General features: G+C 47.2%; 22 protein-coding genes, 1 riboswitch and 1 other annotated feature. Of the genes, 14 read left to right on the top strand and 8 right to left on the bottom strand.

What is annotated here, in order from left to right:
• The first annotated feature begins 57 nt into the window (after positions 1-57).
• The 3 genes from J2Z65_RS07855 (at position 58) to J2Z65_RS07845 (ending at position 2,783) form a co-directional block, all read left to right on the top strand.
• Positions 58-1,194, top strand: a complete 1,137-nt coding sequence (locus tag J2Z65_RS07855; RefSeq protein ID WP_167061937.1) for a DNA sulfur modification protein DndB — start codon at positions 58-60, stop codon at positions 1,192-1,194.
• A complete protein-coding gene (locus tag J2Z65_RS07850) occupies positions 1,194-2,372 on the top strand; it encodes a DNA sulfur modification protein DndB (RefSeq protein WP_167061934.1) in 1,179 nt (392 codons plus the stop codon). Before J2Z65_RS07855 ends, J2Z65_RS07850 begins: the two co-directional genes overlap by 1 nt.
• Positions 2,373-2,591: 219 nt before the next feature.
• Positions 2,592-2,783 carry a hypothetical protein gene (locus J2Z65_RS07845; RefSeq protein WP_167061931.1) on the top strand — a complete coding sequence of 64 codons (192 nt, stop codon included), beginning with the start codon at positions 2,592-2,594 and terminating at the stop codon, positions 2,781-2,783.
• 188 nt (positions 2,784-2,971) lie between these two features.
• Here J2Z65_RS07845 and J2Z65_RS07840 read toward each other — a convergent pair whose 3' ends face one another.
• Positions 2,972-4,726: an alpha amylase N-terminal ig-like domain-containing protein gene (locus J2Z65_RS07840; RefSeq protein ID WP_167062779.1), complete on the bottom strand. Its 1,755-nt coding sequence runs from the start codon at positions 4,724-4,726 to the stop codon at positions 2,972-2,974.
• A 148-nt stretch (positions 4,727-4,874) separates the two neighbouring features.
• Here J2Z65_RS07840 and J2Z65_RS07835 point away from each other — a divergent pair, with 148 nt between their 5' ends.
• The 4 genes from J2Z65_RS07835 (at position 4,875) to J2Z65_RS07820 (ending at position 10,070) form a co-directional block, all read left to right on the top strand.
• Complete coding sequence (locus J2Z65_RS07835; protein ID WP_167061928.1) at positions 4,875-5,102, top strand: DUF7667 family protein; 228 nt, start codon at positions 4,875-4,877, stop codon at positions 5,100-5,102.
• Positions 5,103-5,185: 83 nt separating this feature from the next.
• Positions 5,186-8,374, top strand: a complete 3,189-nt coding sequence (locus tag J2Z65_RS07830; protein WP_167061925.1) for a glycosyltransferase family 39 protein — start codon at positions 5,186-5,188, stop codon at positions 8,372-8,374.
• A gap of 159 nt (positions 8,375-8,533) precedes the next feature.
• Positions 8,534-9,076: an NADPH-dependent FMN reductase gene (gene ssuE, locus J2Z65_RS07825; RefSeq protein WP_167061922.1), complete on the top strand. Its 543-nt coding sequence runs from the start codon at positions 8,534-8,536 to the stop codon at positions 9,074-9,076.
• A gap of 115 nt (positions 9,077-9,191) precedes the next feature.
• Positions 9,192-10,070, top strand: coding sequence for a 5'-3' exonuclease (locus J2Z65_RS07820; protein WP_167061919.1), 879 nt, complete (start codon positions 9,192-9,194; stop codon positions 10,068-10,070).
• A 94-nt stretch (positions 10,071-10,164) separates the two neighbouring features.
• Here the strand turns inward: J2Z65_RS07820 and J2Z65_RS07815 are convergent, their stop codons facing one another.
• Positions 10,165-11,139, bottom strand: coding sequence for an aldo/keto reductase (locus J2Z65_RS07815; RefSeq protein ID WP_167062776.1), 975 nt, complete (start codon positions 11,137-11,139; stop codon positions 10,165-10,167).
• A gap of 105 nt (positions 11,140-11,244) precedes the next feature.
• Positions 11,245-12,090, bottom strand: a complete 846-nt coding sequence (locus tag J2Z65_RS07810; protein ID WP_167061916.1) for a helix-turn-helix domain-containing protein — start codon at positions 12,088-12,090, stop codon at positions 11,245-11,247.
• A gap of 176 nt (positions 12,091-12,266) precedes the next feature.
• On the opposite strand from J2Z65_RS07810, the gene J2Z65_RS07805 reads away from it, so the two are divergent.
• Positions 12,267-13,751 (top strand): tagaturonate epimerase family protein, encoded by a 1,485-nt coding sequence (locus tag J2Z65_RS07805; protein WP_167061913.1) that lies wholly within the window; start codon positions 12,267-12,269, stop codon positions 13,749-13,751.
• Between the two features lie 58 nt (positions 13,752-13,809).
• Here the strand turns inward: J2Z65_RS07805 and J2Z65_RS07800 are convergent, their stop codons facing one another.
• Positions 13,810-14,118, bottom strand: coding sequence for a hypothetical protein (locus J2Z65_RS07800; RefSeq protein WP_193580994.1), 309 nt, complete (start codon positions 14,116-14,118; stop codon positions 13,810-13,812).
• Between the two features lie 58 nt (positions 14,119-14,176).
• Positions 14,177-14,470 (bottom strand): DUF3055 domain-containing protein, encoded by a 294-nt coding sequence (locus J2Z65_RS07795; protein ID WP_167061910.1) that lies wholly within the window; start codon positions 14,468-14,470, stop codon positions 14,177-14,179.
• A 199-nt stretch (positions 14,471-14,669) separates the two neighbouring features.
• On the opposite strand from J2Z65_RS07795, the gene J2Z65_RS07790 reads away from it, so the two are divergent.
• Positions 14,670-15,683, top strand: a complete 1,014-nt coding sequence (locus J2Z65_RS07790; RefSeq protein ID WP_167061907.1) for an HRDC domain-containing protein — start codon at positions 14,670-14,672, stop codon at positions 15,681-15,683.
• Between the two features lie 52 nt (positions 15,684-15,735).
• Positions 15,736-16,009, top strand: a binding site (T-box leader).
• A gap of 51 nt (positions 16,010-16,060) precedes the next feature.
• Complete coding sequence (gene tyrS, locus J2Z65_RS07785; RefSeq protein ID WP_167061904.1) at positions 16,061-17,317, top strand: tyrosine--tRNA ligase; 1,257 nt, start codon at positions 16,061-16,063, stop codon at positions 17,315-17,317.
• Positions 17,318-17,399: 82 nt separating this feature from the next.
• Here the strand turns inward: tyrS and corA are convergent, their stop codons facing one another.
• Both corA and J2Z65_RS07775 read right to left on the bottom strand, forming a co-directional pair.
• On the bottom strand, positions 17,400-18,335 hold the full coding sequence (gene corA, locus J2Z65_RS07780) for a magnesium/cobalt transporter CorA (RefSeq protein WP_167061902.1): 936 nt from the start codon (positions 18,333-18,335) through the stop codon (positions 17,400-17,402).
• A 301-nt stretch (positions 18,336-18,636) separates the two neighbouring features.
• On the bottom strand, positions 18,637-18,864 hold the full coding sequence (locus tag J2Z65_RS07775) for a hypothetical protein (RefSeq protein ID WP_167061899.1): 228 nt from the start codon (positions 18,862-18,864) through the stop codon (positions 18,637-18,639).
• A 220-nt stretch (positions 18,865-19,084) separates the two neighbouring features.
• Positions 19,085-19,213, top strand: a riboswitch (SAM riboswitch).
• 111 nt (positions 19,214-19,324) lie between these two features.
• On the opposite strand from J2Z65_RS07775, the gene metA reads away from it, so the two are divergent.
• The 4 genes from metA to mqnC all read left to right on the top strand — a co-directional run bounded on the left by metA (position 19,325) and on the right by mqnC (position 23,920).
• A complete protein-coding gene (metA, locus tag J2Z65_RS07770; RefSeq protein WP_167061896.1) occupies positions 19,325-20,269 on the top strand; it encodes a homoserine O-acetyltransferase MetA in 945 nt (314 codons plus the stop codon).
• 39 nt (positions 20,270-20,308) lie between these two features.
• Positions 20,309-21,475, top strand: coding sequence for an aminotransferase class I/II-fold pyridoxal phosphate-dependent enzyme (locus J2Z65_RS07765; RefSeq protein WP_167062771.1), 1,167 nt, complete (start codon positions 20,309-20,311; stop codon positions 21,473-21,475).
• Positions 21,475-22,647, top strand: coding sequence for a trans-sulfuration enzyme family protein (locus J2Z65_RS07760; protein ID WP_167061894.1), 1,173 nt, complete (start codon positions 21,475-21,477; stop codon positions 22,645-22,647). Before J2Z65_RS07765 ends, J2Z65_RS07760 begins: the two co-directional genes overlap by 1 nt.
• 136 nt (positions 22,648-22,783) lie before the next feature.
• Positions 22,784-23,920 carry a cyclic dehypoxanthinyl futalosine synthase gene (gene mqnC, locus J2Z65_RS07755; RefSeq protein WP_167061892.1) on the top strand — a complete coding sequence of 379 codons (1,137 nt, stop codon included), beginning with the start codon at positions 22,784-22,786 and terminating at the stop codon, positions 23,918-23,920.
• A gap of 69 nt (positions 23,921-23,989) precedes the next feature.
• Here the strand turns inward: mqnC and J2Z65_RS07750 are convergent, their stop codons facing one another.
• Entirely contained in the window at positions 23,990-25,078 is a 1,089-nt protein-coding gene (locus J2Z65_RS07750) for a GGDEF domain-containing protein (protein ID WP_167061890.1), read from the bottom strand.
• Positions 25,079-25,151: the final 73 nt, after the last annotated feature.

Genomic DNA, 25,151 nt, shown 5'->3' with positions numbered 1-25,151 from the left:
AGATATATTAAATCATTTCAGTAAAATTAAACCTTAATAGTTGAAAGGGGTAAGCATATGGACGCCATTTCCTCATTATCAGAGCTTTTAGCTGAGCAGAAGCCTTCATCGTTTGTAGAAATTCCAGGAGTCTTGGGTCAGACGTTTGGGCAAGCGACAATTGCAGCTACATTACCTATGAGCAAGTTGTTTTCACTCTATGAAGTTGATTTAGAAGTTCAGCGTGCGATTATTCCACGCAATCTTTCTAAATTAATCGATTATGTTAATCTGTATTTAGAAAATCGTCAACCCATCTATTTCCCAGGGATTATTTTCTCGGCAAGAGGCGCAGGACAATATGATGATGATCAACAAGCGCTTCGTTTGCAGCCGATTGAGAAATTGTATGTGGTGGACGGCCAACACAGGCTGGCGGCATTCCAGCGTATTATGGAAACGCTGCAAAGTCAGATGGCCCGCGCCAAAGATCGCCGGGAATATGACAAAATGGAAGAAATCACGGAGAAGTTGCGCCGTCTGTATGCATTCCCGATTTCGACCATGACGTATTTGGACATTAACGCCCGTCAAGAGCGCCAACTGTTCTCAGACATTAACAAGCTTCCACGGAAACTGGGCGGTAATCTGGCTGTACTTCGCGATCAACGCAGATTTTATCATGTGGCTGCAACGGAGCTTGCTTCCAAAGCGCCTGCCATGCAGAAGCTGACAGTTGATATGTTCTCTGAACGCGGCAAGTCGCCGGAGTATCTGTTCTCCTATCACTTGCTGATTGAAATTTTGGTGGCTTTGTTTGAAGGCAGAATGAAATCAGCTGCACGGAATAACGGTTATCAATATGAGGATAAAGATCTGCAGGATCTTGTGTCCTTAGCCGGGACTTACTTCAACGGCTTGTTGAATTATTTAGAGGCCCCAGCTAAAGGCGAATTAGTATGGACAGAAAATATCCAAATTGCATTAGCCTTGTTTATTCATGAAGAAGCTACGAAAACAGGTAAGTTCAATCGCTATGCGCTTGAACATGCTCTGAAAATACTTCCTCATGTGAACTGGAACGGGATCTATGCGGGTGACGAGAAAGATCGTTTACCAAGACGTACCCGTATCATGAAAGCGTACAATTTCATCAAAAACTTTTATACCGAACAGAATGCATTCCTAATTAGCGATAAGGAGGACGTTGGCTAATGGAAGGATTACGCCTTAAAATGACGATTCATCCGTTTTGCGAGAAATTCGGTCTTTCAACCGTTGCCTTGCGTGTCCAGGATTTGCTAAATTATACGATGATCGACCCAATGGTGCAGCGGAAACTTAGCAATATGCAAAGACGCAAAATTTCCACCTACCTGCAAGAACGTGAGTTGGATCACGTGTTTTTCGGACCTGTTACGCTATCGCTGCGCGAAGTGAATCAACTGTCCAAAGGCGAGAAGGAGTTTCTGCTGAAGCATGGCTCGAAACTTTCTATTTTGGACGGACAGCACCGTATTCTGGCGCTTGGTTATGTTAATGAGCAAATGCAGAAGGAAGTAAGACGCTACGAGAAGAAGCTTGTCCTCCTGAAAATAAAACAGCGTAAAATGCCACAAGACGCGGATATTAAGCAAGAAGTTGAGGAAACGGAAGGCACGATTAATCAACTGGAGAGCAGACGACTTGATTTGATGGAGACACAGCTTGCTGTTCAAATCTATATTGGCTTAACGGAGGAAGAAGAGCAGCAGTTGTTCGGGGATATCAACTCCAAAGTACAGCTGGTGAGCAAGGAGCTTGGACATTCCTTCGATTCCATCGACCCGCTTAATCTGGTTATTCAGCAGGTTGTTGATCACAACGTGTATCTCAAAGCTGTCGGCGTGGAGCGGCGCAGCAACCTGACATCATTTAACCGGAATTTCACATGTTTCAGCTGGTTATATGCAACAGCAACGATGTTGTTTTCAGGCAGAATGCAGCCGTCTTACGAGCTTCAGCGTAAAATACGCCACGATCCTTCGACGTATGTGGAGATTCTGCACCAATTTTTCAATACCTTATTGCCGATGATGCCGGAGCAGCCGGGACTAGCGCAATACACGTCAGCGAATCGGGTTATCCAAGAAAGTATCGCGCTTTATTCAAACCGTTTCTTATTCCCAAATGGGCAGTATAACGAGGAATGGACAGATTGTCTCCAAATTCTTGAAGGCTTTGACTGGTCGCATGAGAATGAGGAATTAATCTATGTCTTCGGCGCTTTGGATAATGGTAAAATCAACCTTATTCATGAGAAGTCATTGAAAAAGCATGCGAAGCTCGTCCAATTTTTCCTCGAAGGTACAGATTCGGATAATGCATCAGGGGAAGAAGAATCTACTGCATAAATCTTCGAATACCAGCCTTTCTCTCTCAATGAATGTTGAGAGTAGAAAGGCTTTTTTGTATTTTTTCGGAAGTTCGAAGTTCGTCATTGCAGCGTTATTGCTGCTAGTTTTTCATAAAGCCTAATCTACGAAATGTACGAATTCCTTCCATCATTCGTCTATACCAGAACTTATCGCTAGAATACTATATACTATAAAGCTTGAGAGGAGGAGAAAACGATGAGTTGCTCCGTATTTGCTACATTGTCTCGTATCAGCCTTGGCACAGTCATTACTATTCATGCCGGTACTACTCCGAACCACACTGGTAGATTTCTTGGTATTGAACATGGTAACGTCGTGCTTGCAAGTAATAACGGTACTGTCTTCTTCTTTCCGATTGATAGAATCGCCGTTATCCACATCCCTTAATTAAAAAGTTTTAAAGAGACTGTCTTGATAGATCAGAAATGATCTAATGGATAGTCTCTTTTTTTGAAAATAACTTTACGATGCAGTTGGTGTCATAGAGGAGCAATCGTCCGGCGGCGTAGGAGAAGGAGTAGGAGAAGGAGCTCCCGAGTCGAGCAGCGTCGCATGCGCGCGAGGCATGCCGCAGCCTACTCCGCGCGGAGCACGGCGTAGCCGAACGGCGGAAGCTTCAGCTGAAGCTTCCCGCCCGCCGGCGCCATCGCCGGCACGGCTGCGCCGGGGGGCGCGCTCTGCCAGCTGCGCGCGGCGCCCGCATTGACGCTCAGCTGCGCCGAGCGTCTGCTTGCGTTAACGAAAATGAGCAGCTGCTCATTTTCGTTAACGCGCTCAAACACAAGCCGCGCATCGCCCGGCTTGGCGTGCAAGAAGCGTAATGCGCCTGTGCGCAGCGCTTCACTGCTTTTCCGCAGGGCAATGAGCCTGCGGTAGAACTCGAACAGGTCGCGGTCCTGGAGGGACGCGTCCCACACCATGCAGCGGCGGCAATCGGGATCCCCGCCGCCGCTCATGCCAACCTCGTCGCCGTAGTAGATGCACGGCGTCCCGGGGAACGTGAACTGAAGCAGCGCGGCCAGCTTCATACGCCTTTTATCCCCGTCACACTGTGTGAGCAGGCGGGGGGTGTCATGGCTGTCCAGCAGGTTGAAAGCAGCCTCGTTCGCTTGCTGCGGATAGCTGGCCAGCTGCGCTCCAACTGCATCTGCGAAGCCTGCGCCGTCCAGCTTGCCGGTTGTCACGAAATCGAGCACAGCTGTCGTGAAGGGATAGTTCATAACAGCATCGAATTGATCGCCCTGCAGCCACATCATGGCATCATGCCAGATTTCGCCTAGAATATAGGCATCAGGGTTCATGCGCTTCACTTTGTCGCGGAACGACCGCCAGAAACGGTGATCGACCTCATTGGCTACGTCCAGCCGCCAGCCGTCGATGCCGATTTCTCGAATCCAGAACTCCGCGACCTCGAGTAAGTAGGCTTTCACTTCTTCATTCTCCGTGTTCAACTTAGGCATGATAGGCTCAAAAGCGAATGTTTCATAGGTTGGAATGCCGTCTTTTACCCGCAGCGGCCATTCCTTGATATGGAACCAATCCGCGTAAGGGGAGTCAGCCCCCTTTTCCATCACATCGATGAAGGGTAGAAATGTTTTGCCGCAATGATTGAATACGGCGTCTAGCAGAACGCGGATGCCACGTTGATGGCAAGCCTCTACAAGCTGTTTTAATGTCTCGTTCGTGCCAAACTGGGGATCCACCTTCAGATAATCCCGAGTATCGTACTTATGATTGGTCGTCGCTTCAAAAAGCGGCGTAAAGTAAATCGCAGTCACTCCCAGCTCTACGAGATGATTCAGATGCTGCATCACGCCAAGCAAATCTCCGCCAAAAAAGTTGGTCGCTGTCGGCTGTGCGCCCCATGATTCCACTTGCGGGGGATTGATAGCGGAATCGCCGTTTGCGAAGCGCTCAGGAAAAATTTGATAGAACACAGCGTCCTTTACCCATGACGGAGGTTTTAGAATATCAGCAGGATTGAGAAAGGGATACTCAAACATGCCTGCCGAATCGATTGGTTCCTTACGTTGAAAGCCTTGCTCGGTAAGCCACAGCCTTTCTTTGCCAGACTCCAGCCTGAAGCCGTATCGCAGGCGCCGGTAAGGCGGCTGTATGGCAGCCTCCCAATAGTCAAAGGATGCATCGTTTGTGAGAAGACGCATTTTTACATAAGAAGCCGTACGCTCCCAGGCATATTTATCACCTGCATGTACGAACACTTGATTCACGTCATTCCGCTTGGTACGTATTCGTACATGTACGGTTTTCTCGTCATAGGCGTAAGACCAATTTAATTTTGGACGATGGTAGACGGCCTCGATCACAATGGACATGATTCCCAACCCCTTTCTAACGGACGAAAGCGAACGCAAAAACAGGTACACATTTTTATGATAGTCCGGTTGTTTCAGTCTTCCCAACTTTGACCATACTGCATAATGTTAGCAACTTATCAAGCAGGAGGGTCTTGGAACCATGTTGGCCGTTCATCAACGCATGGCGGAGTTATGGACATTACGCAGAGCGCGGGAGTTGACGCGAGCAGAGCAGGATGAGTTAATGCTGTGCATGGAAGCTAACGCGACATATGTATGGAACCGATTAAAACTAGAAAATTTATCGCTTTGCGCATCGCTTACCGGAGATTATGATTGGCTGCACGAAATATGCGAGCGCATCGAAAAGATTGAACCGAAGCACTGACCGAGAGGGTCGGTGCTTTTTTCCTTTTCTGCTAGAGAGTGGACGAGTATAATGGTAATAGTCTATTTTTAAGGAGATGCCGCATGGTAAGCTGGTTCAAGCAAGTGGGCGAAGCGCCCTATAAATTCTTACTTCTGGGTTTACTGCTTCTGACAGCGCTATTACTAAGACTTTATCTAGCACCGATCTGGATGGGCTACGATACGGATGTCCGAACCTTCCTGGCATGGGCGGATCGTGCCTATACCGTGGGCTTGTCCGGCATGTATACCAATGCCAAGGACTACTTCCTGGATTACCCGCCTGGCTACATGTATGTCCTGTATATCGTAGGTTGGCTGCACCATAAGCTGTCTATTCCTTGGGAGAGCGGCCAGTCTCTTTTACTGCTTAAATTTCCTGCCATTTTGGCAGATATCGTAACCGTTTACGTGTTGTTTCGATTGGCTTCAAGTTGGAAAGGCGGAGCACGCACATGGCTGCAAGCTTTAGGAATTGCTGCATTGTTTGCTTTTAATCCTGCGATTTGGTCGAACTCGGCGATATGGGGACAGGTCGATTCCTTTTTCATGCTGTTTATTGCAGCGACATTTTTACTGCAGCAGCGCGGTAAACTTCCTCAGGCATCCGTGTTTATTGCGTTAGCTCTTCTGCTTAAACCGCAGGCGCTTCTTTTCGGTGTTTTTCTGCTCATTGATGTTATACGCAAACGCAACCTGATGGTATTCCTGCTGAGTGTGCTCAGCGGCTTGACGACGGTCGCGGTCGTATCGCTGCCTTTTGCCATAGGAAGAGGGTATGGGTGGTTGATCGAGCTTTACTCAGGCACTTTAGCCTCATATCCTTATGCTTCCTTGAATGCGTTTAATCTCATGGCGCTTTTGGGTGGCAATTTTATCGATATGAAAACGAGCTTCCTGTATCTTTCCTACGAAAGATTGGGTGTAGTGCTCATGATACTTTCCGTTTTGTACACTTGCTATTTATATATCCGCAGCAAAGGTCAGCGCGGTGCTGTTTTATATGTGGCCTTCTTATTTATAACGGCTGTTTTTATGTGCATGACCAAAATGCATGAGCGCTATTTGCACTACGGCTTGCTGCTGGCTCTCATGAGTTTTATTTATATTAAAGATCGCCGCATTCTGGGCCTCTTTATTGGGTTTAGTTTGACACATTTCATCAATATCGCGGATGTGCTGCTGCGAAGCTTTCATCAAGATTATCATATTCCGCGTTATGATCCTTTGATGCTGGCTGTTTCAGCCATCAATGTTATATTATTTGTTTATGCATGTATTTTGGGATGGAGGCTTTTTGTGCAATCACAACAAGAACAGAAACTACAAGAGGAACCCGTTCCGATACCCATAGTTTCGACGACCACGGATAAGTGGACCGAGCGCTGGAATGCCATTTTCAAACCAAGCTTGGACGGGGTAGAACGAAGCCCGAAGGGACGTTTTTTCTCAAAAAAAGATGTGCTGTATCTCGGCCTGCTGGTGGTCATTTATACCATCGTCGCTTTATTCCATCTGGGCGGGCACAAAGCGCCTACAACGTTTTGGAAGCCGACGAATGCGGGAGAAACGGTCATCGCTGACTTGGGCAGCTCTCATAATATTACAAGAATTAATACCTTTGCAGGTGTTGGGGAAGGCTCTTATTCCTTCTGGTTTTCACAGGACGGCCAGCAGTGGCAGGATCAAATCGCCGTGAAATCGGATCATACCAAGGTCTTCACTTGGAACACAGTGGAACCAAAGAAGGATGCGCGCTATATTAAAATGGTAATTGACGGGCAGGAAAGCGCACCGCTTCATCTGCATGAAATCGGTATTTTCGGAGATGGCAGCCCGGCTATTTTACCGGTTACGGAAGTTAAGGAGCAGGATGTAAACTCGGCGGATGAAGGGAAAACAGCGAATTTATTCGATGAATCCAGCGTAGTACCGTACACGCCTACATACATGAACGGAACTTATTTCGATGAGATTTACCACGCAAGGACGGCCTACGAGCATCTTCACAAAATAGAGCCCTATGAAAGCACGCATCCGCCACTGGGTAAAGTGCTGATGGCCATCGGTATTTACATTTTCGGACTTAATCCGTTTGGCTGGCGTATAGTCGGAACACTGTTTGGAATCGGCATGATTCCCGTAATCTATGTGTTTGCGAAGCGGATGTTTGGCCGCTCCGAATATGCCTTTATCGCCGCTTTCCTCTTAACGTTTGATTTTATGCACTTTGCACAGACTCGTATAGCGACCATCGATGTATACGGCGTATTTTTTATCATGCTGATGTTTTTTTTCATGTACCGCTACACGACACTCAGCTTTTATCGCGAAAAGCTATGGACCACATTAATTCCTTTAGGGTTGTCCGGTCTTTTCTTCGGGATCGGTGCCGCTTCCAAATGGATTGTGATCTATGGCGGCGCAGGCCTTGCGCTGTTGCTGCTCTTATCCCTGTTGGAACGATTCAGCGAATACCGCTTCGCTCGGCGGTTGCTGCAGGAGGAGGCTCCTCCAGAACCCGAGGAAGCGAAGCCAGCGCTCACAGAGTCGGAGCGAAGCCGCTTGCTGCTTGTGCAGAAGTTGTTTGCAAGAAATACCGTCCTTACACTGATGTGGTGTGTATTGATGTTTGTCATCATCCCTTTAGGCATCTACACGTTGTCTTATATTCCGTTCATGATGGTTCCGGGACCGGGACACCAGTTGAAGGATGTTGTCACCTATCAGGTGCACATGTACAAATATCATAAGGATTTGGTAGCGACGCATCCGTTTTCCTCACCTTGGTGGGAGTGGCCGATGATGCTGCGTCCGATCTGGTATTATCAAGCTAAATTCATGCCGCAAGGCATGCTTTCAAGCATTGTTTCGTTCGGTAATCCGCTCGTTTGGTGGCCTGGCTTTGTAGCTGTGCTCTTCTCGTTCTACATCGCTATTAAGAGGAAGGATAAGCTTCTGCGCATGCTGCTGATCGCTTATTGCTCGCAGTATTTGCCGTGGATGCTGGTGCCTAGGCTCACTTTCATTTATCACTATTTTGCCATGGTGCCGTTCCTCGTGCTCATTCTGACCTACTACATCAAAGAGTATTTGGAAGAGGGACCGCTTCATAAAAGAAGATGGGTTTATGGCTATTTATTGGCCGTGTTTGTGATGTTTGCTCTATTCTATCCGATTCTTTCGGGGATGATTATTCCATCGACCTATTCCTTTTTCCTCCGGTGGCTGCCGGGTTGGAACTTCTTTTAAAGAAAGCTATTGACGTTCCCAAAAAGCAATGGTAATATAATCCCAAGTAAATTACTATGAATTAAAAAGTCGACCTAACAGCAGGAGACTCCCACCTTTTATCGAACAAAGGAAGCGGGGTCTCTTTTTTCATCAAAACCTTAATGGAGAGTGAATGAAATGGCGAAAGTAGTGATTATCTCAGGAAGTCCAACCCCCACATCCCGTTTGCATGGAGTCATTGAAGTAGCGAAGAGCGAACTGTTACAAGCAGGACTTACTGTGGACTGGATCAAAGTACGCGATATCCCTGCAGAGGACTTGTTATATGCCAAGTTTGACAGCGAAGCCATTGTGAACGCGAATGCGCTTGTTGCGGCAGCGGATGCTGTTTTCGTAGCAACGCCAATCTACAAAGCGTCCTATACGGGTGTGCTGAAAGCTTTCCTCGACCTGCTCCCGCAAAAAGGGCTGGAACGCAAAATTGTGCTTCCACTTGCCGTAGGGGGTACGATTTCCCACTTGCTCGCGATCGATTATGCCCTCAAGCCGGTGCTGTCCGCACTAGGCGCGCAAAATATTTTGCAAGGCGTGTATGTGCTGGATAAACAAGTGACTTGGGGCGATCAGGGACAAGCCATTTTGGATGATGAAATCTCCACGCGATTGCAGGAGTCTTTGACGCAGTTTGTACAAGAAATTAACTGGCATACCAGCCGCTAAAAGGGAATAGATATCACACAGCCGCCATTGGTAACTTTTACTGATGGCGGTTTTTCGTGCCGGGGAGAGCGCTCCCGTGCTATACTGAACATATATTTATTTGATAGGAGCGATTATGTTGTCAGAGAATTCATCTGGTTCAGTGCTGCTTGTAGACGGCATGGCCTTATTATTTCGCGGTTATTACGCGACTTCATCCAGCGGTTACATCATGAGAACAGAAACCGGCGTGCCGATTAATGGCGTATATGGTTTTCTAAAATATTTACTCGATGCGATTCAAACCTTCAAGCCTTCCCACGTGGTTTGCTGCTGGGATATGGGGAGCAAAACGTTCCGCACGGAGAAATTTGAAGCATACAAAGCGAATCGCGGACCTGCCCCGGAGGAGTTAATTCCTCAGTTCGATTTGGTGAAAGAGGTTACAGCCAGCTTTAACATCCCGAATATCGGTGTAGTCGGATACGAAGCAGACGATTGTATCGGAACACTTGCCCGTACATACAGCCCTCTGACGAAGGTGCAGATTTTAACAGGAGATCATGATATGCTCCAGCTTGTGAATGAGAATACGGAAGTCATTATTATGAAAAAAGGTCACTCCAACTATATGGTGTATACACTGGAAACGTTGATGGAAGAGAAAAGTCTGACACCAGCGCAGATCATTGATCTGAAAGGCTTAACCGGCGATACGGCAGATAACTATCCGGGTGTCAAAGGGATAGGAGAGAAAACAGCGACCAAACTGCTGAACGAATATCAGGATATCGGAGGCATTTTGGAAAATTTGGCGGCACTGCCGAAAGGTGTTCGCGCGAAAATCGAAGCGGAGCTTGACATGCTGCATTTATCCCGTGATTTGGCAACGATTCGCTTGGATGCGCCTGTTGCCTGCGCGCTGGAAGACTGCGGTTGGGCGATGGAGCGAGAGAAGGTTATTGCGAAGTTCGAGGAAATCGCTTATAAAGGTTTAATCAAATTAATCGGTTAACAAAAGTGAAGGGACTGTCTCAGAAGTAGTTGTTATTACTTCTTAGACAGTCCCTTGTTATTTCCACGACTGCGGGACCATAGTTCCCTCTCATTTACCGTTTTGGCGAGAAATGTGCGACTTGCTTCAGGATTTCATCAATTTGATCCACCGTCTCGGAGGTAAGCTGAACGTCGACTGCCTTCACATTCTCTTCGATCTGTTCAGGCTTGGTCGCTCCGATGAGAGCTGTGCTCACCCCCGGTTGACGGAGTACCCAGGCCAGTGCTAACTGTGCCAGGGAGATATCTAGCTGGCGGGCCACCTGTTCTAACTCCTGAACAACATGGAGCACCTGATCGTTCAAATAGCTCGTGATGATGCTGTTGACGGAATTGTTGGCAGCTCTACTATCAGCCGGCAATGGTGCGCCCGGCTTGTATTTGCCGGTTAGAATGCCTTGAGCAAGGGGGGAGAACACCACTTGTCCTAAGCCTTTTTTTGCCGAGACAGGCAGCACTTCCCGCTCAATGTAGCGCTCAAACATATTGTAAATCGGCTGATTAGAGATCAGCGGGCGCAGGTTCAAACGTTCAGCAATTCCTGCAGCTTCGGTAATTTGAGCACCTGTCCACTCACTGACGGCGGCATACAGAATCTTGCCTTGAGATGTCAGGTCATCCAAAGCGCGAAGTGTTTCTTCAAGCGGTGTTTGAGCGTCAAAGCGGTGACAGAAGTACAAGTCGATATAATCGACGCCTAGTCGTTTCAAGCTTGCTTCGCATTGCTCAAAAATATGTTTGCGAGAGAGACCACGATCATTCGGACCGTCGCCCATGGGAAAGAAAACTTTCGTCGAAAGCACGTAGGATGAGCGCGTATACGGCTTCAATGCCGCCCCCATCGCTTTCTCGCCTTCCCCTCGATTGTAAGCGTTGGCGGTATCAAAAAAATTGATGCCGCTCTCGAACGCTTTTTCAATACAGGCGTCGGCTGCTTTTTGCTCAGCGGCTGTACCATAAGTTAGCCAACTTCCGAGCGCAATTTCACTCACTTTTAATCCGCTATTGCCAACGTTTCTATATTTCACCGTTCTCATCCTCTCACTCTCTTATTCTGCTGCTTTACTGCCATTATAAGAGGGGGGGAGGATGGCTGACAATGACGCACAATTTATACACTTAGTTACATATAGTTAAGTTACTGCCGTTTGCCGGTAACGAAGGGGCGTCGTTTTGGTAATCTGCCGAAAGACACGGCCGAATTGGACTAAGGAGCCGAAACCGACCTGCTCAGCAATCACGATGACTTTCACTTTGGTCTCAGTCAGCAGCCTCTGCGCCTCCTGCACACGAACGAGGTTTACATACTCAACGAGAGAAAATCCAGTGATCTCCTTGAACATTCGGCTTAAATAAGCAGGACTGATTTCAAACCTTTCCGCAAGCTCCTCCAACCGCATAGATTCAGCAAAATGAGTATTGATGAAACGCACGATCGTCGATATTTTCCGATGCAAAGGAGAGACGTGCTCGGGCGATGTGACAGGATGCAAACGGACAAACCGTGCGGTGAATAGCAGTAGTTCGATCAGAAAATGGCGTAAGGCGAATGTTTGCCCAAGATGGGTTTCTTTCGCTTCTAGAATCATTTTGCCAAGAATGTCTTCGACAAATCGCCGGGTTGGGAGATCCAGACGCAGCACAGGCGTAGCATGCGTGAAGGCATCGAGCAGGAAAGGGGCGTCATCTTTCACACTCTCCAAGAAGGTGTCACTGAAATTCATGACGACACGCGCATGACCCAGTTTATCTGAATCGGAAGTGGCGTGAAGCTCGCGCCGGTTAATGAGCACCAAATCTCCTGGCAGGATAAGATACGAGCGATCCCGAATGAAATACATGCGCTCTCCTTCGTACAAATAATAGAGCTCGTACATGTCATGCATGTGTTGAGTCCTCTCGAACGATCCGGACCGATGAATATGCTGAATATAAAAAGGACCTTCATCTTCATTGCCGAACGTGACGGTGCTGGGCATAGGAGTACTCCTTTATTTCTCAACGTAGTTAAAGGAAGTATAACATAAAGTGAGTGAAAAATATGAATAGTTTTAGCTGAAAATAGGAATAGATGAAGAGAAAACGCTCCTAACTTGCGATATGATAAACTTATAGGAATTTAGCAAACGTTTGCAAATTAAGGGAGGTTCACACATTGAAAGAGCTTATAAACGCAATCCAATCAGGCAATACATCGACGCTATCGGCACCTGGCGTTAAAGTATATGCATCATCTTTGACACAAGTTGGGAACACAACACTTCTTATGGTGCGGACGGAAGCTGGAAAACGGCTTCTTGCGGTTGGCGAAAGTGATTTGTACGAGCAATTGAAAGGGGAAGTCGTTGACGGCGCTAAAGTTACCCCGTTATCCCACGAAAATCGTTTGACACTTAATCAATATCTGCCTTACACAGCACCTCAGGCATTTGGCACACAGGTTGCTACGATGGGTCTAGGCGATCGTCTTGGCATTGCAAGCCCTGGACATATTCAAACGATTCGCGGCAAAGACATTCGTCCGGTACTGGCACAGCAAAGTATTCGCGAGCTCGCGCTTACAGGCAGAACGTATGAGGATGTTCTGGACGCAGCAGCATTTGCGGTGTTCCAAGAAGGCTACAAAGATGGCTATGGCGCAGATGGCGACCATTTGAAGAAAGAGGAAGACATCGAGTATGCGCTGCGTCTTGGTTTTACGATGTTGACGCTCGATTGCTCCGAGAATATCGACAACACGATTGAAACGATGTCCGCAGATGAAGTCGCAGCGAAGTATGCAGCTCTGCCAGCCAGCTTGCGTGAGCACTATGAGAAGCGCTATTTGGAAACGCCTGCGAACGTTCCAGGCGCAACACTGAACTATACGCGTGAAGCGCTCCAAAAGGATGTGCTGATCTACGACGCAGCGATTAATTTCATGGAAGCGATTTTCCGCAAATATATCGCGCCTCTGGATCGTGCTGTTGATTTCGAAATTTCCATTGATGAAACAGCAACACCGACTTCGCCGGAAGCCCATTATTTGGTTGCGAACGAGCTGCGTGACCGTGGAGTTACGATTTTCAGTATGGCGCCACGCTTCTGCGGGGAATTCCAAAAAGGCATCGACTATATCGGCGATATCGCGCAATTTGAGCGTGAGCTAGCGAGCCATGCAGCGATTGCTGTGCATTTTGAATACAAACTAAGCATCCACTCCGGCAGTGACAAATTTAGTGTATTCCCACTGATCGGACAATACACGAACGGACTCTTCCATATCAAAACAGCCGGCACAAACTGGCTTGAAGCGGTACGTGTCATCGCGAAGGTGAATCCAACTCTTTACCGCCGCATGCACCAATTTGCATTGGATCATTTTACAGAAGCGACAGCGTATTACCATGTTACGACAGACATTGAGGCGATCGCTCCGCTTGCCGAAGTTTCCGATGCGCAGCTGCCTGACTACATGGAAGAGAACAATGCCCGCCAATTGCTGCACATCACGTACGGTCTGCTGCTGCAGGCGAAAAATGCCGATGGCAGCAAAGTATTCGCTGACGAGTTTTTCCAAACGATGACGGAGCAAGAAGATACTTTTGCCGAAGGTCTTCGCCATCATATTGGCAGACATTTAGAGCTGCTGGGTAAATAAAAACAAGAGGGGCTATCTACAAGTAGGTTCATCTACTCGTGGATAGCCCTTTTTTCGTTTATTGCTGATTGTTGGGTTCATTCCTGGTATCGTCTGCGCCTGGATAGTCCCGTTTGATGCCTTCATGAAGCTCATGATTTTCATAGGAAAATTGGTTCGGCGGGCGTTGATCTTTCCGCCATGGAGTGCTTTTTCCCAGCGATTCCGTGTTTAGGCTTGTGCCATAGGGACCTTCGGGAAATTCCTCTGGAATCAGGTCATTTCGCTGTGACTCGACCGTCTCCAAATCGGCATACACATCTCTCTGCTCGGGTATGAACCCTTTTGTTTCGGTATACTTGTCATTCGCGGATTCTTCAACACTCATGGAAAATGCCTCCTCATTTGGGTTGCGCATGCTTTTTCCAGTGTCCCCCGCCGCTTCACTAAATATCCGTGAAATGAATGGAACCGATAATTTGCGATAAGAATTCGTTAAGCTCTAGTGCTTGTTCTTCGTTGAGCTTGAACACATATTCCAGATATCCTTCTTCCGCCAAGTCATCGGGACCAATAACAGCGCTGCGTCCTGATTGCAAATCAATAACAAGCTTTTTGCCGTAATAACGGGTCGTTGTCATAATGGCAAGATCAAAACGGTGCAGCGCGTTACCGACGAAACACACAAAACGCGTTGTCGTCTCTTCTTGATGGTCGTATAAAAAGTCATAATCAGACATAAGGGCCCTCATTTCATTCTGGTATGTCTCTCATTATAACCCAAATGGGCTTGTCAACAAAACATAGGTTGCGCCCATCTGACAAACATGGTATGATTTGGATATTGAAAAAAGGGAAGCACCTTTTCAGCATATAGCTGAAGAGGTGCTTTTTCGTTTTTCTGACATAATTATTCGTGAATGTCTGGAGGAGGAAAGCATGAACATTGTATTTCTAAACACATTGGAGAAAGAAACGGGGGAGCATCGCGTAGTATCGGCACAGGTATCGATTGCTGAGGAACAGGGCATTTGGAATGTCTTTTGGAATGAGCCCGACAGCACAGGCAAGCCGCAGCAAGCGCAATGGTATCAGGGAATGAGCTGGGATGAGATGCTGAGCACTTTTCGGCAGGGCCTGCGAGAGAAGGTTCGCGGCGGATTCCGACCGATCGTGAGCTCTGATTTGGAGTCTGCCCAAGCACTTTCCGGCAAAGCCAGGATGACCCAGATGCTTACTTATTACTGTGAGGAACATCCCAACGAGGAGGTATTTGAGCAGCTGCGCGCCTGGAGACGCGAACAAGCCTCGCGCGAAGGAAAGGCACCGTACATACTCGCAACGAATCGGGTGCTGCGCATGATTTCCGTCTTTTTGCCCCAAAGCAAGGAGGAGCTGCAGCAGATTCCCGGCTTTGGCGAGCAGAAGACCAGTATGTATGCTGGGGATGTACTAAAGCTAACCGCGGAGATCAAGCGGACGAACAGCTTCCCGTTGGATTGGGTTGCCAAGGGCGTTGACAACGTCAAGTTCGAGGCATGGCTCCTCGCGCAAAAGGAACAGAAGCTGCGCATGGAGCTGGACCGTGAGGTCAGCAAGCGCAAGCTGTTGGAGATTGCCTCCCGGGGAGGCAGCCTGGCGGATCTCCAAGCTGATTTAACGATGCCTCGCAGAGAACTCCTGCTGTGGGTGGAGGAATTGGACCGTGAAGGCTACGATATGGATCCGCTGGTGGAAGCGGAGCTCACTTCGATCCCGGAGGAGGAACAGATAAAAGCCTGGAATGCCTTTGAATCAGAAGGAGACCGCTACTTGAAACCGGTGTTGCAGCGCATGGGCGGTACGGAGGAGCTGAAGGGCAAAGAGCTTGACCGCGCTTATGAATGGCTGCGACTGCTTCGTTTGCGTTTCCGCAAGGAGAAGGAGGGTGTGCATTCTCAAGCCGCAAGCTAGTGTTGACAGGACTTAGGCGGATATGATTAAATGGTCAATAATCCGAATAGCAACTAAAGCGATGACGAACAGGGGCTAAGCCCTTAGTAGGAGTAATGCCGCTGCTGCAGAGAGTCGGTGGAAGGTGCAAACCGATGCAAGTATGGCTCCGAATTACCGTTCCGAGTTGGATAAGGGAACATGCTCAGGTAAGAGTATCAGTAGCTTATACCCGGCATTCCTGTGCCGTTATATAATCTAAGTGAAAGAGATGGCCGCGAATGAGACTCGCAGGCTCCCTCTCTTTAATTAGGGTGGTACCGCGAGACAACCGTCTCGTCCCTTTGTGGACGATAAGGTTGTCTTTTTTGTTTTCTCACAATGGGGAGGGATTGTAGATGATGTGGAATGAGTTAACGGAAGTTCAGCAGCAGGAAGTCCAGCGCCAGCTTCAAATCATTAAGCGCGGAACGGCTGAAATTATCCCGGAAGATGCGCTCAAGCAGAAAATCGTTCAAGCAGTCGTAACGGGAAAACCGTTAAAAGTGAAGCTGGGGCTAGATCCGTCCGCGCCGGATATTCATATCGGGCATACGGTTGTTTTGCAAAAACTACGCCAATTCCAAGATCTGGGCCACGAAGTTCAGCTTATTATCGGTGATTTCACGGGACGTATTGGCGATCCGACGGGGAAGTCGGAAACGCGCAAGCAGCTGACAGAAGAAAATGTTCAACATAACGCGCAAACGTACCAGACACAGCTGTCCAAAATTTTGGATTTTACCAAAACAACCTTTTACTACAACTCCAGTTGGCTAAGCGCTTTGAAATTCGATGATGTGTTGAAACTAGCTGGCAAGGTGACGGTTGCGCGGATGCTGGAGCGGGACGATTTCGCCAAAAGATACGCAGCGAATCAGCCGATTCACGTGCATGAATTTTTCTACCCGCTGATGCAGGGCTACGATTCGGTCTCACTTGAAAGCGACATTGAGCTCGGGGGGACAGACCAGACCTTTAACATTTTGATGGGACGCACGCTGCAGGGCGCTTATGAGATGAAAGAGGGGCAAGTGGCCATTCTTATGCCGCTGCTCGAAGGGCTGGACGGCGTGCAGAAGATGAGCAAAAGTTTGAAAAATTACATTGGGATCGACGAAGCTCCGAACGAAATATTTGGCAAAACGATGTCCATCCCGGATGCCCTTATGCTGAAATACTATGAGCTGACGACTGCGGTCTCTAGCGAGGCTCTTCAAGAGCTAAGAGAGGGACTGGCGGCAGGTTCCGTCCATCCAAGAGATGCGAAGCTGGGGTTGGCTAAGGAATACGTCCGTATGTATCATGGTGCGGAAGCGGCTCAAGAAGCTGAGCAGCATTTTATAACCGTCTTTCAAAAGCGGGCTCTGCCTGAAGATATCGAAGAAATGCCGATAAGCGTCAATCTGCTGGAAGCAGGCCAAATCTCCATCATTAAGCTGCTTGTATCTCTGGGACTGCAAACATCCAACGCACAGGCAAGACGCAGTATTGAGCAAGGCGCGGTAAAAATCAATGAAGCGAAGATTACGAATATCCATGAGTCGCTGAGCCCGCAGGATGGCGATATTATTCAGGTGGGGAAACGCAAATTTGTGAGAATCAAGCTGGGTTAAGAATGGAGAAAAGAAAAAGAAAAAGAAAAAGGACTTCTTGATCAGCGGTCTGCTGCTTCAAGAAGCCCTTCCTCTCATTTCATTAAAGCCATTCTTTTTTACGGAATAAAATATACATGGCAACGCCTAACACGCCCATAAATGCCAAAACGATTTCATCGCCGTGAGCGACATGAAGCCCGAGAATGTTATCAAAGTTCATTCCGAAAACTCCGGTAATAAACGTCAGTGGCATGAAAATCGTGGTCAGCGCGGTAAAGACGCGCATGATATCATTCGCCCGGTTAGCGAGGCTGGACTGATAGGCTTCTCGTAAGTTCCCCATGAGATCGCGAAGCGTATCGAACGTATCGACAATTTTCACGGCATTCTCATAAATGTCACCAAAATACTTTTGCAGCTGATGATCGATCAGCCTAAGCTCCTTCTTGCCAAGCGTGCCGATGACATCGCGTTGCGGAACGAGTACTTTTTTGAGCCACAGAATTTCCGAGCGAAGTCCAATAATCTCATTCAGATGCGATTTCTTGGTCGCTACCAATATATCTTCTTCCAGCTTTTCAATCTTGGCCTCGATACGGTCACCTACCGCAACATAATTATCGACGACAAGATCGACTAGATGGTATAGGAAACGGTCGGCACTGTTAACCTCCTCTTCCCAGAGGAAAGGCTTTAAGGCGCGCAATTCATTAATCTTTTGTCTAGTAACGGTAATAATGACATGCTTGCTAAGAAATAGATTAAGTGCACGTAGAAAAATTTCTTCATCATCGAAACGAATGCTATTAATAACGATAAAATAATGCGAATCATAAAACTCAATTTTAGGACGCTGTTCTTCTTCGCTCAAGCAGTCCTCCACGGCCAAATCATGTAGATGGAACATAGGTTGAAGAAGTTCTAAATCCTCGATCCCTGCATCAATCCAATAAAAGCCTTTGTCTGGAGGTGTAAGTGCGACAGACACGTCATCGACCAGTGTAAATATGCCATTCTGAACCCACCGTGTTTTCATCTGATCCACCCCTTTGCATGGAATCAGCCGGCTACAGTTCATCAATTGCGCGAGGCTACGGATGACGAAATAACCGACTGCATTCCTACACTATAAAATTTACAAAACTTGCAGGTGCTACTCCTCGGTTCCCCGTCCAAACGTATGCCCCCCTTTTGCGTCCGTGTCGAATAATACTTGTCTAGTATAACCCTTCATATACCCCGTTTCAAGCCAAAAAGTTTGGCGAAACAAGCGGAAATGCGCTTTAGATACTGTATGGAATAAGGACCTGATAGGTGTCAAAAAAACCGCCATGAAGTTACATGGCGGCTTTTAGGATCTTTCCTTTCATTTCTTTATACAAGTCAATCAATTCAGGATCGCCGCGAAGCAGCAGGTCCTCTTCACTTTCAGCACCGTAAACTCGGCATAACAAGGCAGCAGCATCCTCCGCTTGTTGCAAAGTCGGTTTTGAGGACTCGATTAAGGCGAAATACCGATTTAATGAAGCGAAAGCAGAGAAACTATCCGAGGACGGAGCGGACATAATAAACCTCCTTTTATTAGTCAAGTATGTATCGTCTGATATCTTTTTAACCCGTTTACCGGATGTTTGAAACACCAAATCAGGATACATTTCGTATCGACTTTATCATAGACAGACAACGAGATGCAATTTCTTCGTTTTGGCATAAGTTAAGGTATGGTTAATGTCTTGACTTTACCCAATTTTATAGTATGATGATTTTAATTGCATACGTTACATTTTCTTATCAAGAGTAGGTGGAGGGACTAGCCCTATGACACCCGGCAACCGACAAACCTTTGCAAGCAAAGGGATGCACGGTGCTAATTCTTGCGGAAACGCTGTGCTAAGCGAATCTGGGAGATAAGAGAAGGACATTGACTTTGACTTTCCATGGCCTTTCTCTGATTCCGGAGAAGGTCATTTTTGCATTTAGTTACACCCAACTAAACTAAAAAACTAATGAAGAGGAGTGAACAGGGTGCCGATCAAGATTCCTGACAACCTGCCAGCCAAAGAAATTTTAAACCAAGAGAACATCTTCACCATGGACGAATCTGTCGCGTATCACCAGGATATACGTCCACTTCGCATTGCATTGTTGAATTTAATGCCTACGAAAGAAACGACGGAGACGCAGCTGCTGCGCTTGATAGGGAATACGCCGCTGCAGGTGGAATTCGTTCTTCTGCATCCAAAAACTCACACTTCCAAGAATACGTCCGCTGAACATCTGGAATTGTTTTATAAAACATTTGACGATATCAAAGAAGAAAAGCTGGATGGCATGATTATTACCGGCGCACCGGTTGAACAAATGGAGTTTGAAGATGTGAATTACTGGGAAGAGTTGACGCAAATCCTTAATTGGAGCAAAGAAAACGTCACTTCCACCTTGCATATATGTTGGGCGGCCCAAGCAGGTTTGTATCATCACTTCGGCGTCCGTAAATTTGCTCTGGATAACAAAATGTTCGGCGTATTCCCGCACACGGTCGAGGTGCCCAATACGAAACTTCTTCGCGGCTTTGATGAAGTTTTCCATGTGCCGCAATCGCGTCATACCGACGTTCGCCGTGAAGACATTGAGCAATGTTCGGAACTGGAGATTCTATCTCAGTCGGAAGATTCCGGTGTGTATATCGTGGCAACCCGGGATGGGAAACATATTTTCGTGACAGGCCATTCGGAGTATGATGCGAACTCATTGAAATGGGAGTATGATCGGGATGTAAGCAAGGGACTTTCCATTGAAATTCCCAAAAATTATTATCCGAACAATGATCCAAGCAGACAGCCATATAACACTTGGAGAGCTCACGCGAATTTGCTGTTCTCCAATTGGTTGAACTACTATGTGTATCAAGAAACGCCTTTTGAGCTAAACGCTAACATCAACGAAAGCCTGGCAAGTGCGCAATTGTAATATCATTCGAACCTAACTCTTGAGGAGGAACCCCCTTTGTTGAAAATCGAAAGTCGTCTCGCCCAAATTGGCTCTATTCAAGAACCTGTTACCGGAGCTGTCTCCTTCCCTGTGTACCAAGCAACAGCTTTCCGTCATCCGAAGCTCGGTCAAAGTACTGGCTTTGATTATGCGCGTACCAAAAGCCCGACTCGCAAAGTGCTTGAAGATGCGATTGCTCAGTTGGAATCTGGAGATGCCGGTTTCGCTTGCTCATCCGGAATGGCCGCCCTGCAAACGGTTTTTGCTTACTTCAGCCAAGGGGATCATTTGATTGTTTCTTTGGATCTATATGGAGGTACGTACCGTCTGCTTGAGAAAATCATGTCACGTTTCGGTGTAACCGCTACGTATGTCGATACGAATGATTTGGACGGCTTAGAGTCTTCTTACCAACCGAACACCAAAGGGCTGATCATTGAGACGCCAACGAATCCGCTCATGATGATTACGGATCTCGAGCTTGTATGTACATGGGCCCGTAAAAAGGGCATTGTCTCCATCGTTGATAATACGCTCTTGACGCCTTATTTACAGCGTCCGATTGAACTGGGTGCAGATATCGTCGTCCATAGCGCGACCAAGTATTTGGGTGGACACAACGACGTCCTAGCCGGTCTGATCGTGACCAAGGGCAAGGAGCTTTCGGAACAAATGGCGTTCCTTCACAACTCCATCGGAGCTGTTCTTGGGCCGCAAGACAGCTGGCTTCTCATGAGAGGCATGAAGACGCTGGCGCTTCGTATGGAGCGTCATGAGCAGAATGCAACAGCAATTGCAAACTTCCTGCTGGAGCACCCGCTCATCAGCGATGTTTACTATCCGGCACTGGAATCTCATCCAGGTCATGCCATTCAAAACAAACAATCGAGCGGAAACACAGGGATTTTCTCCTTTAAAGTAAAAGACGCCAGACTGGTTGAGCCGATTCTGCGTCACATTCAGCTTATCGCCTTTGCTGAGAGTTTAGGCGGGGTTGAGTCTTTGATGACTTACCCGGCTGTTCAGACTCATGCTGATATTCCGCTTGAAATTCGCCAACAAATTGGCGTGGATGACCGCCTTCTGCGCTTCTCTGTCGGTATCGAGCATCAGGATGACCTTATCGCTGATTTAGCGAATGCGCTCAGTCAAGCACAAGCAGAACTAGAAGGAGAATCCCTGTAATGAGCCATTCATCTAACGATAAACGCAAGCCTCACGGCAAATTCGCTACAAGGCTCATACACTTTGGCGCTGAGATTGATGAAGCAACAGGCGCTTCCAGCGTGCCCTTATATCAGGCGTCAACCTTCCATCAAGCCGATTTGGAGGTTTCTCCAGAGTATGACTATACGCGTTCTGGCAATCCTACCCGTCAAGCTCTGGAGGACTATATTACAGTACTCGAAGGGGGAACGCGCGGCTTCGCCTTTGCTTCCGGCATGGCCGCGATTTCCTCGGCTTTCATGCTCCTTTCACAAGGAGATCATGTCATTGTAACGGAAGACGTGTATGGCGGTACATACCGCTTGCTTACAACGATTATGAATCGGATGGGGGTCGAGTCCACTTTCGTGGATATGACCGATATCGCGCAAGTTCGTGCAGCGCTGCGTTCTAACACAAAAGCGGTGTTCCTTGAAACTCCTTCGAATCCAACGCTAAAAATTACAGACATCGCGGAGGTCGCTGCTTTTGCCAAAGAGCACGATTTGCTGACGATGTTGGACAATACATTCATGACACCTTATCATCAACGTCCAATCGAGCTTGGTATTGATATCGTGCTTCACAGTGCTACCAAATTCCTGGGCGGGCACAGTGACGTTCTGGCTGGACTGGCTGTAGTAGCCAATGAAAGTCTGGGCCGCAGAATGAAGCAGATTCAGAACGGTTTAGGGAACGTCTTAGGCATTCAAGATTCTTGGCTGCTCATCCGCGGGATGAAAACCTTGAAGGCCCGTATGGAAGCTTCCGAGACAAGCGCCAGACGATTGGCGCAATGGCTGTCTGAGCAGCCGGACATTGAGGTTGTTTATTATCCAGGCCTGCCGAACCATCCTCGCAAAGAGATTCACGAGAAGCAGTCCCTTGGCTATGGAGCGGTTGTTTCATTCGATGTAGGCTCCGGCGAGAAAGCGAAGAAACTGTTGAGCAAAGTTCGCATTCCGCTCGTTGCCGTTTCCCTAGGCGCCGTTGAAAGCATCTTATCCTATCCGGCCATGATGTCTCATGCAGCTATGCCAAGGGAAGTTCGTTTGCAGAGAGGAATTACAGACGGCCTTGTCCGCTATTCGGTAGGGCTTGAAGATATTGAAGATATCATTGAAGATTTGGAACAAGCGCTTCGCGGATAAACGTGACGGAATTCCCAGAATAGTCATATTTGCAAAAGGTTCCTCCTGATGAAAAGCAGCATTTTGCTGCTTTTTTGACATGAGTATGGTACGATAAATGGATACGAGCTATCAGAAATTAAAGGAGTGAAGAGCTGTGAAACCGATCGATCGTATTTTAAATAAAGCACAATCAGGCGGGCGAATTGATGTAGAAGAATGCATTACACTGTTCGAATCCGATCAAATAGAGAAAATTGGCGACACTGCGAATCAGATTATGAAAAAGTGGCATCCGGATCCAATTACAACGTTTGTTATTGGCCGGAATATCAACTATACGAATATTTGTGACGTCTACTGCAGATTCTGTGCGTTTTATCGTGCACCGGGCTCGGCGGAAGGCTATGTATTGCCGGACGAAACTATTTTCCAGAAGATTCAAGAGACTTTGGATGTGAACGGTACTGAAATTCTGATGCAGGGCGGAACGAATCCGAACCTGCCATTTAGCTATTACACGAATATCCTTCGTGAGATTAAGAAACGTTTTGATATTACGATGCACTCCTTCTCGCCAGCTGAAATTATGAAAATGAAAGACGTCTCTGACGGCTTGTCGCTGGAAGAAGTCATTCGTCAATTGCATGAAGCCGGACTGGATTCTCTGCCTGGCGGCGGCGCCGAAATACTGGATGACCGGACGAGACGCAAAATCAGCAAGCTCAAAGGTTCATGGCGCGATTGGATGAACGTCATGCAAACAGCTCACAAAATCGGTATGCATACCACGGGTACCATGGTTATTGGCTTCGGTGAATCGATGGAAGAGCGGGCGCTTCACATGCTGCGTATCCGTGACGCTCAGGACGATGTGCTGATGCAGAAGCTGAACACGCCTGGTTTCTTGGCTTTCATTCCATGGACGTTCCAACCGGATAACACGAACATGAAGGCGGAGAAAGTAACGCCTGAAGAATATTTGAAAACTTTGGCGATCAGCCGAATTATGCTTGATAATGTACCTAACTTCCAATCTTCTTGGGTAACGATGGGACCTGAGGTCGGTAAGCAGACTTTGAGCTATGGCTGCAATGATTTCGGCTCTACAATGATTGAAGAGAACGTGGTTTCCGCGGCGGGTACGACGCATAAGGTCAACGTCTCCTCAACGCTGGACATCATCCGCCAAGCGGGCAAAATCCCGGCGCAGCGGAATACGAAATACCAGATCCTGCGTGTTTTCGATGACGAGAATGTCAAAGTCGATAAAGATTTCGTGATGCAGAACTAATTTTATTTGCGAATAAAAAAGCTTCCATACCACTTTTTCGTGGATGGAGGCTTTTCTTTGTTTTTAAGTTTAGTTTGCTTCTTTTAAGGGGGCTGTGTGGATGACCGTTTTATTTTTACCTGTTTTCTTTGCGATGTACAAGGATTGATCGGCGCCTGCAAAAAGCAATTCTTTGGAGGTCCCTGGCATGTACTCACAGAGTCCGATCGAGATCGTGACCGAGTTTTCGTTCAGTTCCTCATGTTTCACTTGAGAAATATGCCAACGGATTCGTTCCAGCAAGTCAAACACTTCATCGGTGTTCTTCTCTGTGAAAATGATGGCAAACTCTTCACCGCCGTATCTAGCCACAAAATCATTGGGACCTACACGATTTTTCAAGGTGCTGCTTACGTTTTTTAAGACGGCGTCACCTGCTCTGTGACCGTAGGTATCGTTGACTTTTTTGAAATTGTCGATGTCGAGCAAGGCGATATGGAAGCAGAAATGACCTGATGCGTTTTGCGTGATCAGCTCATCTAAGTACTCATGAAAGGTAATATGATTGTATAGATCGGTTAACGCATCCGTCTTGGAAAGCTTGTCCATGATAATATTTTTGATCAATAGCTCCTGTTTCAGCTCAGTCGTTGCCTGTAAATTGTCCAGGATCTCGACGCCGCGTTTCATAATCCCGGATATGATAATCGAAAAAATACTAAGCACCGGCAGAATGGTCAGAAGATCCGCAAATGTATAACCTGAGAGTATACTCAATCTTACAGCAAAAAGTATGGATAATGATAGCAGGGTCAAGGCTACAGAATAAACGATTTTGGAAAGTTGATGGTAAAAGATAGAGACAAATATCGGGAGCAGTAGATAGAGGACAGCCATTTTAACTTCATAATTGAAGTAAATAATGGTGAATGACAAGATCGCACCGCCGCTAATGATTTGATAATCCAGCAGCTTTGTATAACATTTATTTGTGATCTCTAGCAGAATTAGGATGAGAACAGAATTACATAAATGACCCAGTATACTGGATACATCCCGTTGCGCTGTAAGAGAATAGAGAAATTCGAAGGGCAGTTGAAGCATCACAAGGAACCAATACGTGTTCAGTAACTTACGGTTCCAACCGTGTCTGTGCAATTGGTATGCGTCAATATGCATGGATACTCACTCCAAATATGCGTCTAAAGCACTATAATGAATATCATAGCATGAAAACTTACGGGAATGGAGT

It is taken from the genome of Paenibacillus aceris (genome assembly GCF_017874035.1).
Taxonomy (GTDB): Bacteria; Bacillota; Bacilli; order Paenibacillales; family NBRC-103111; genus Paenibacillus_E; species Paenibacillus_E aceris.
Note: the sequence above shows the minus strand (reverse complement) of the source record. Positions and strands in the feature narration are given on the sequence as shown.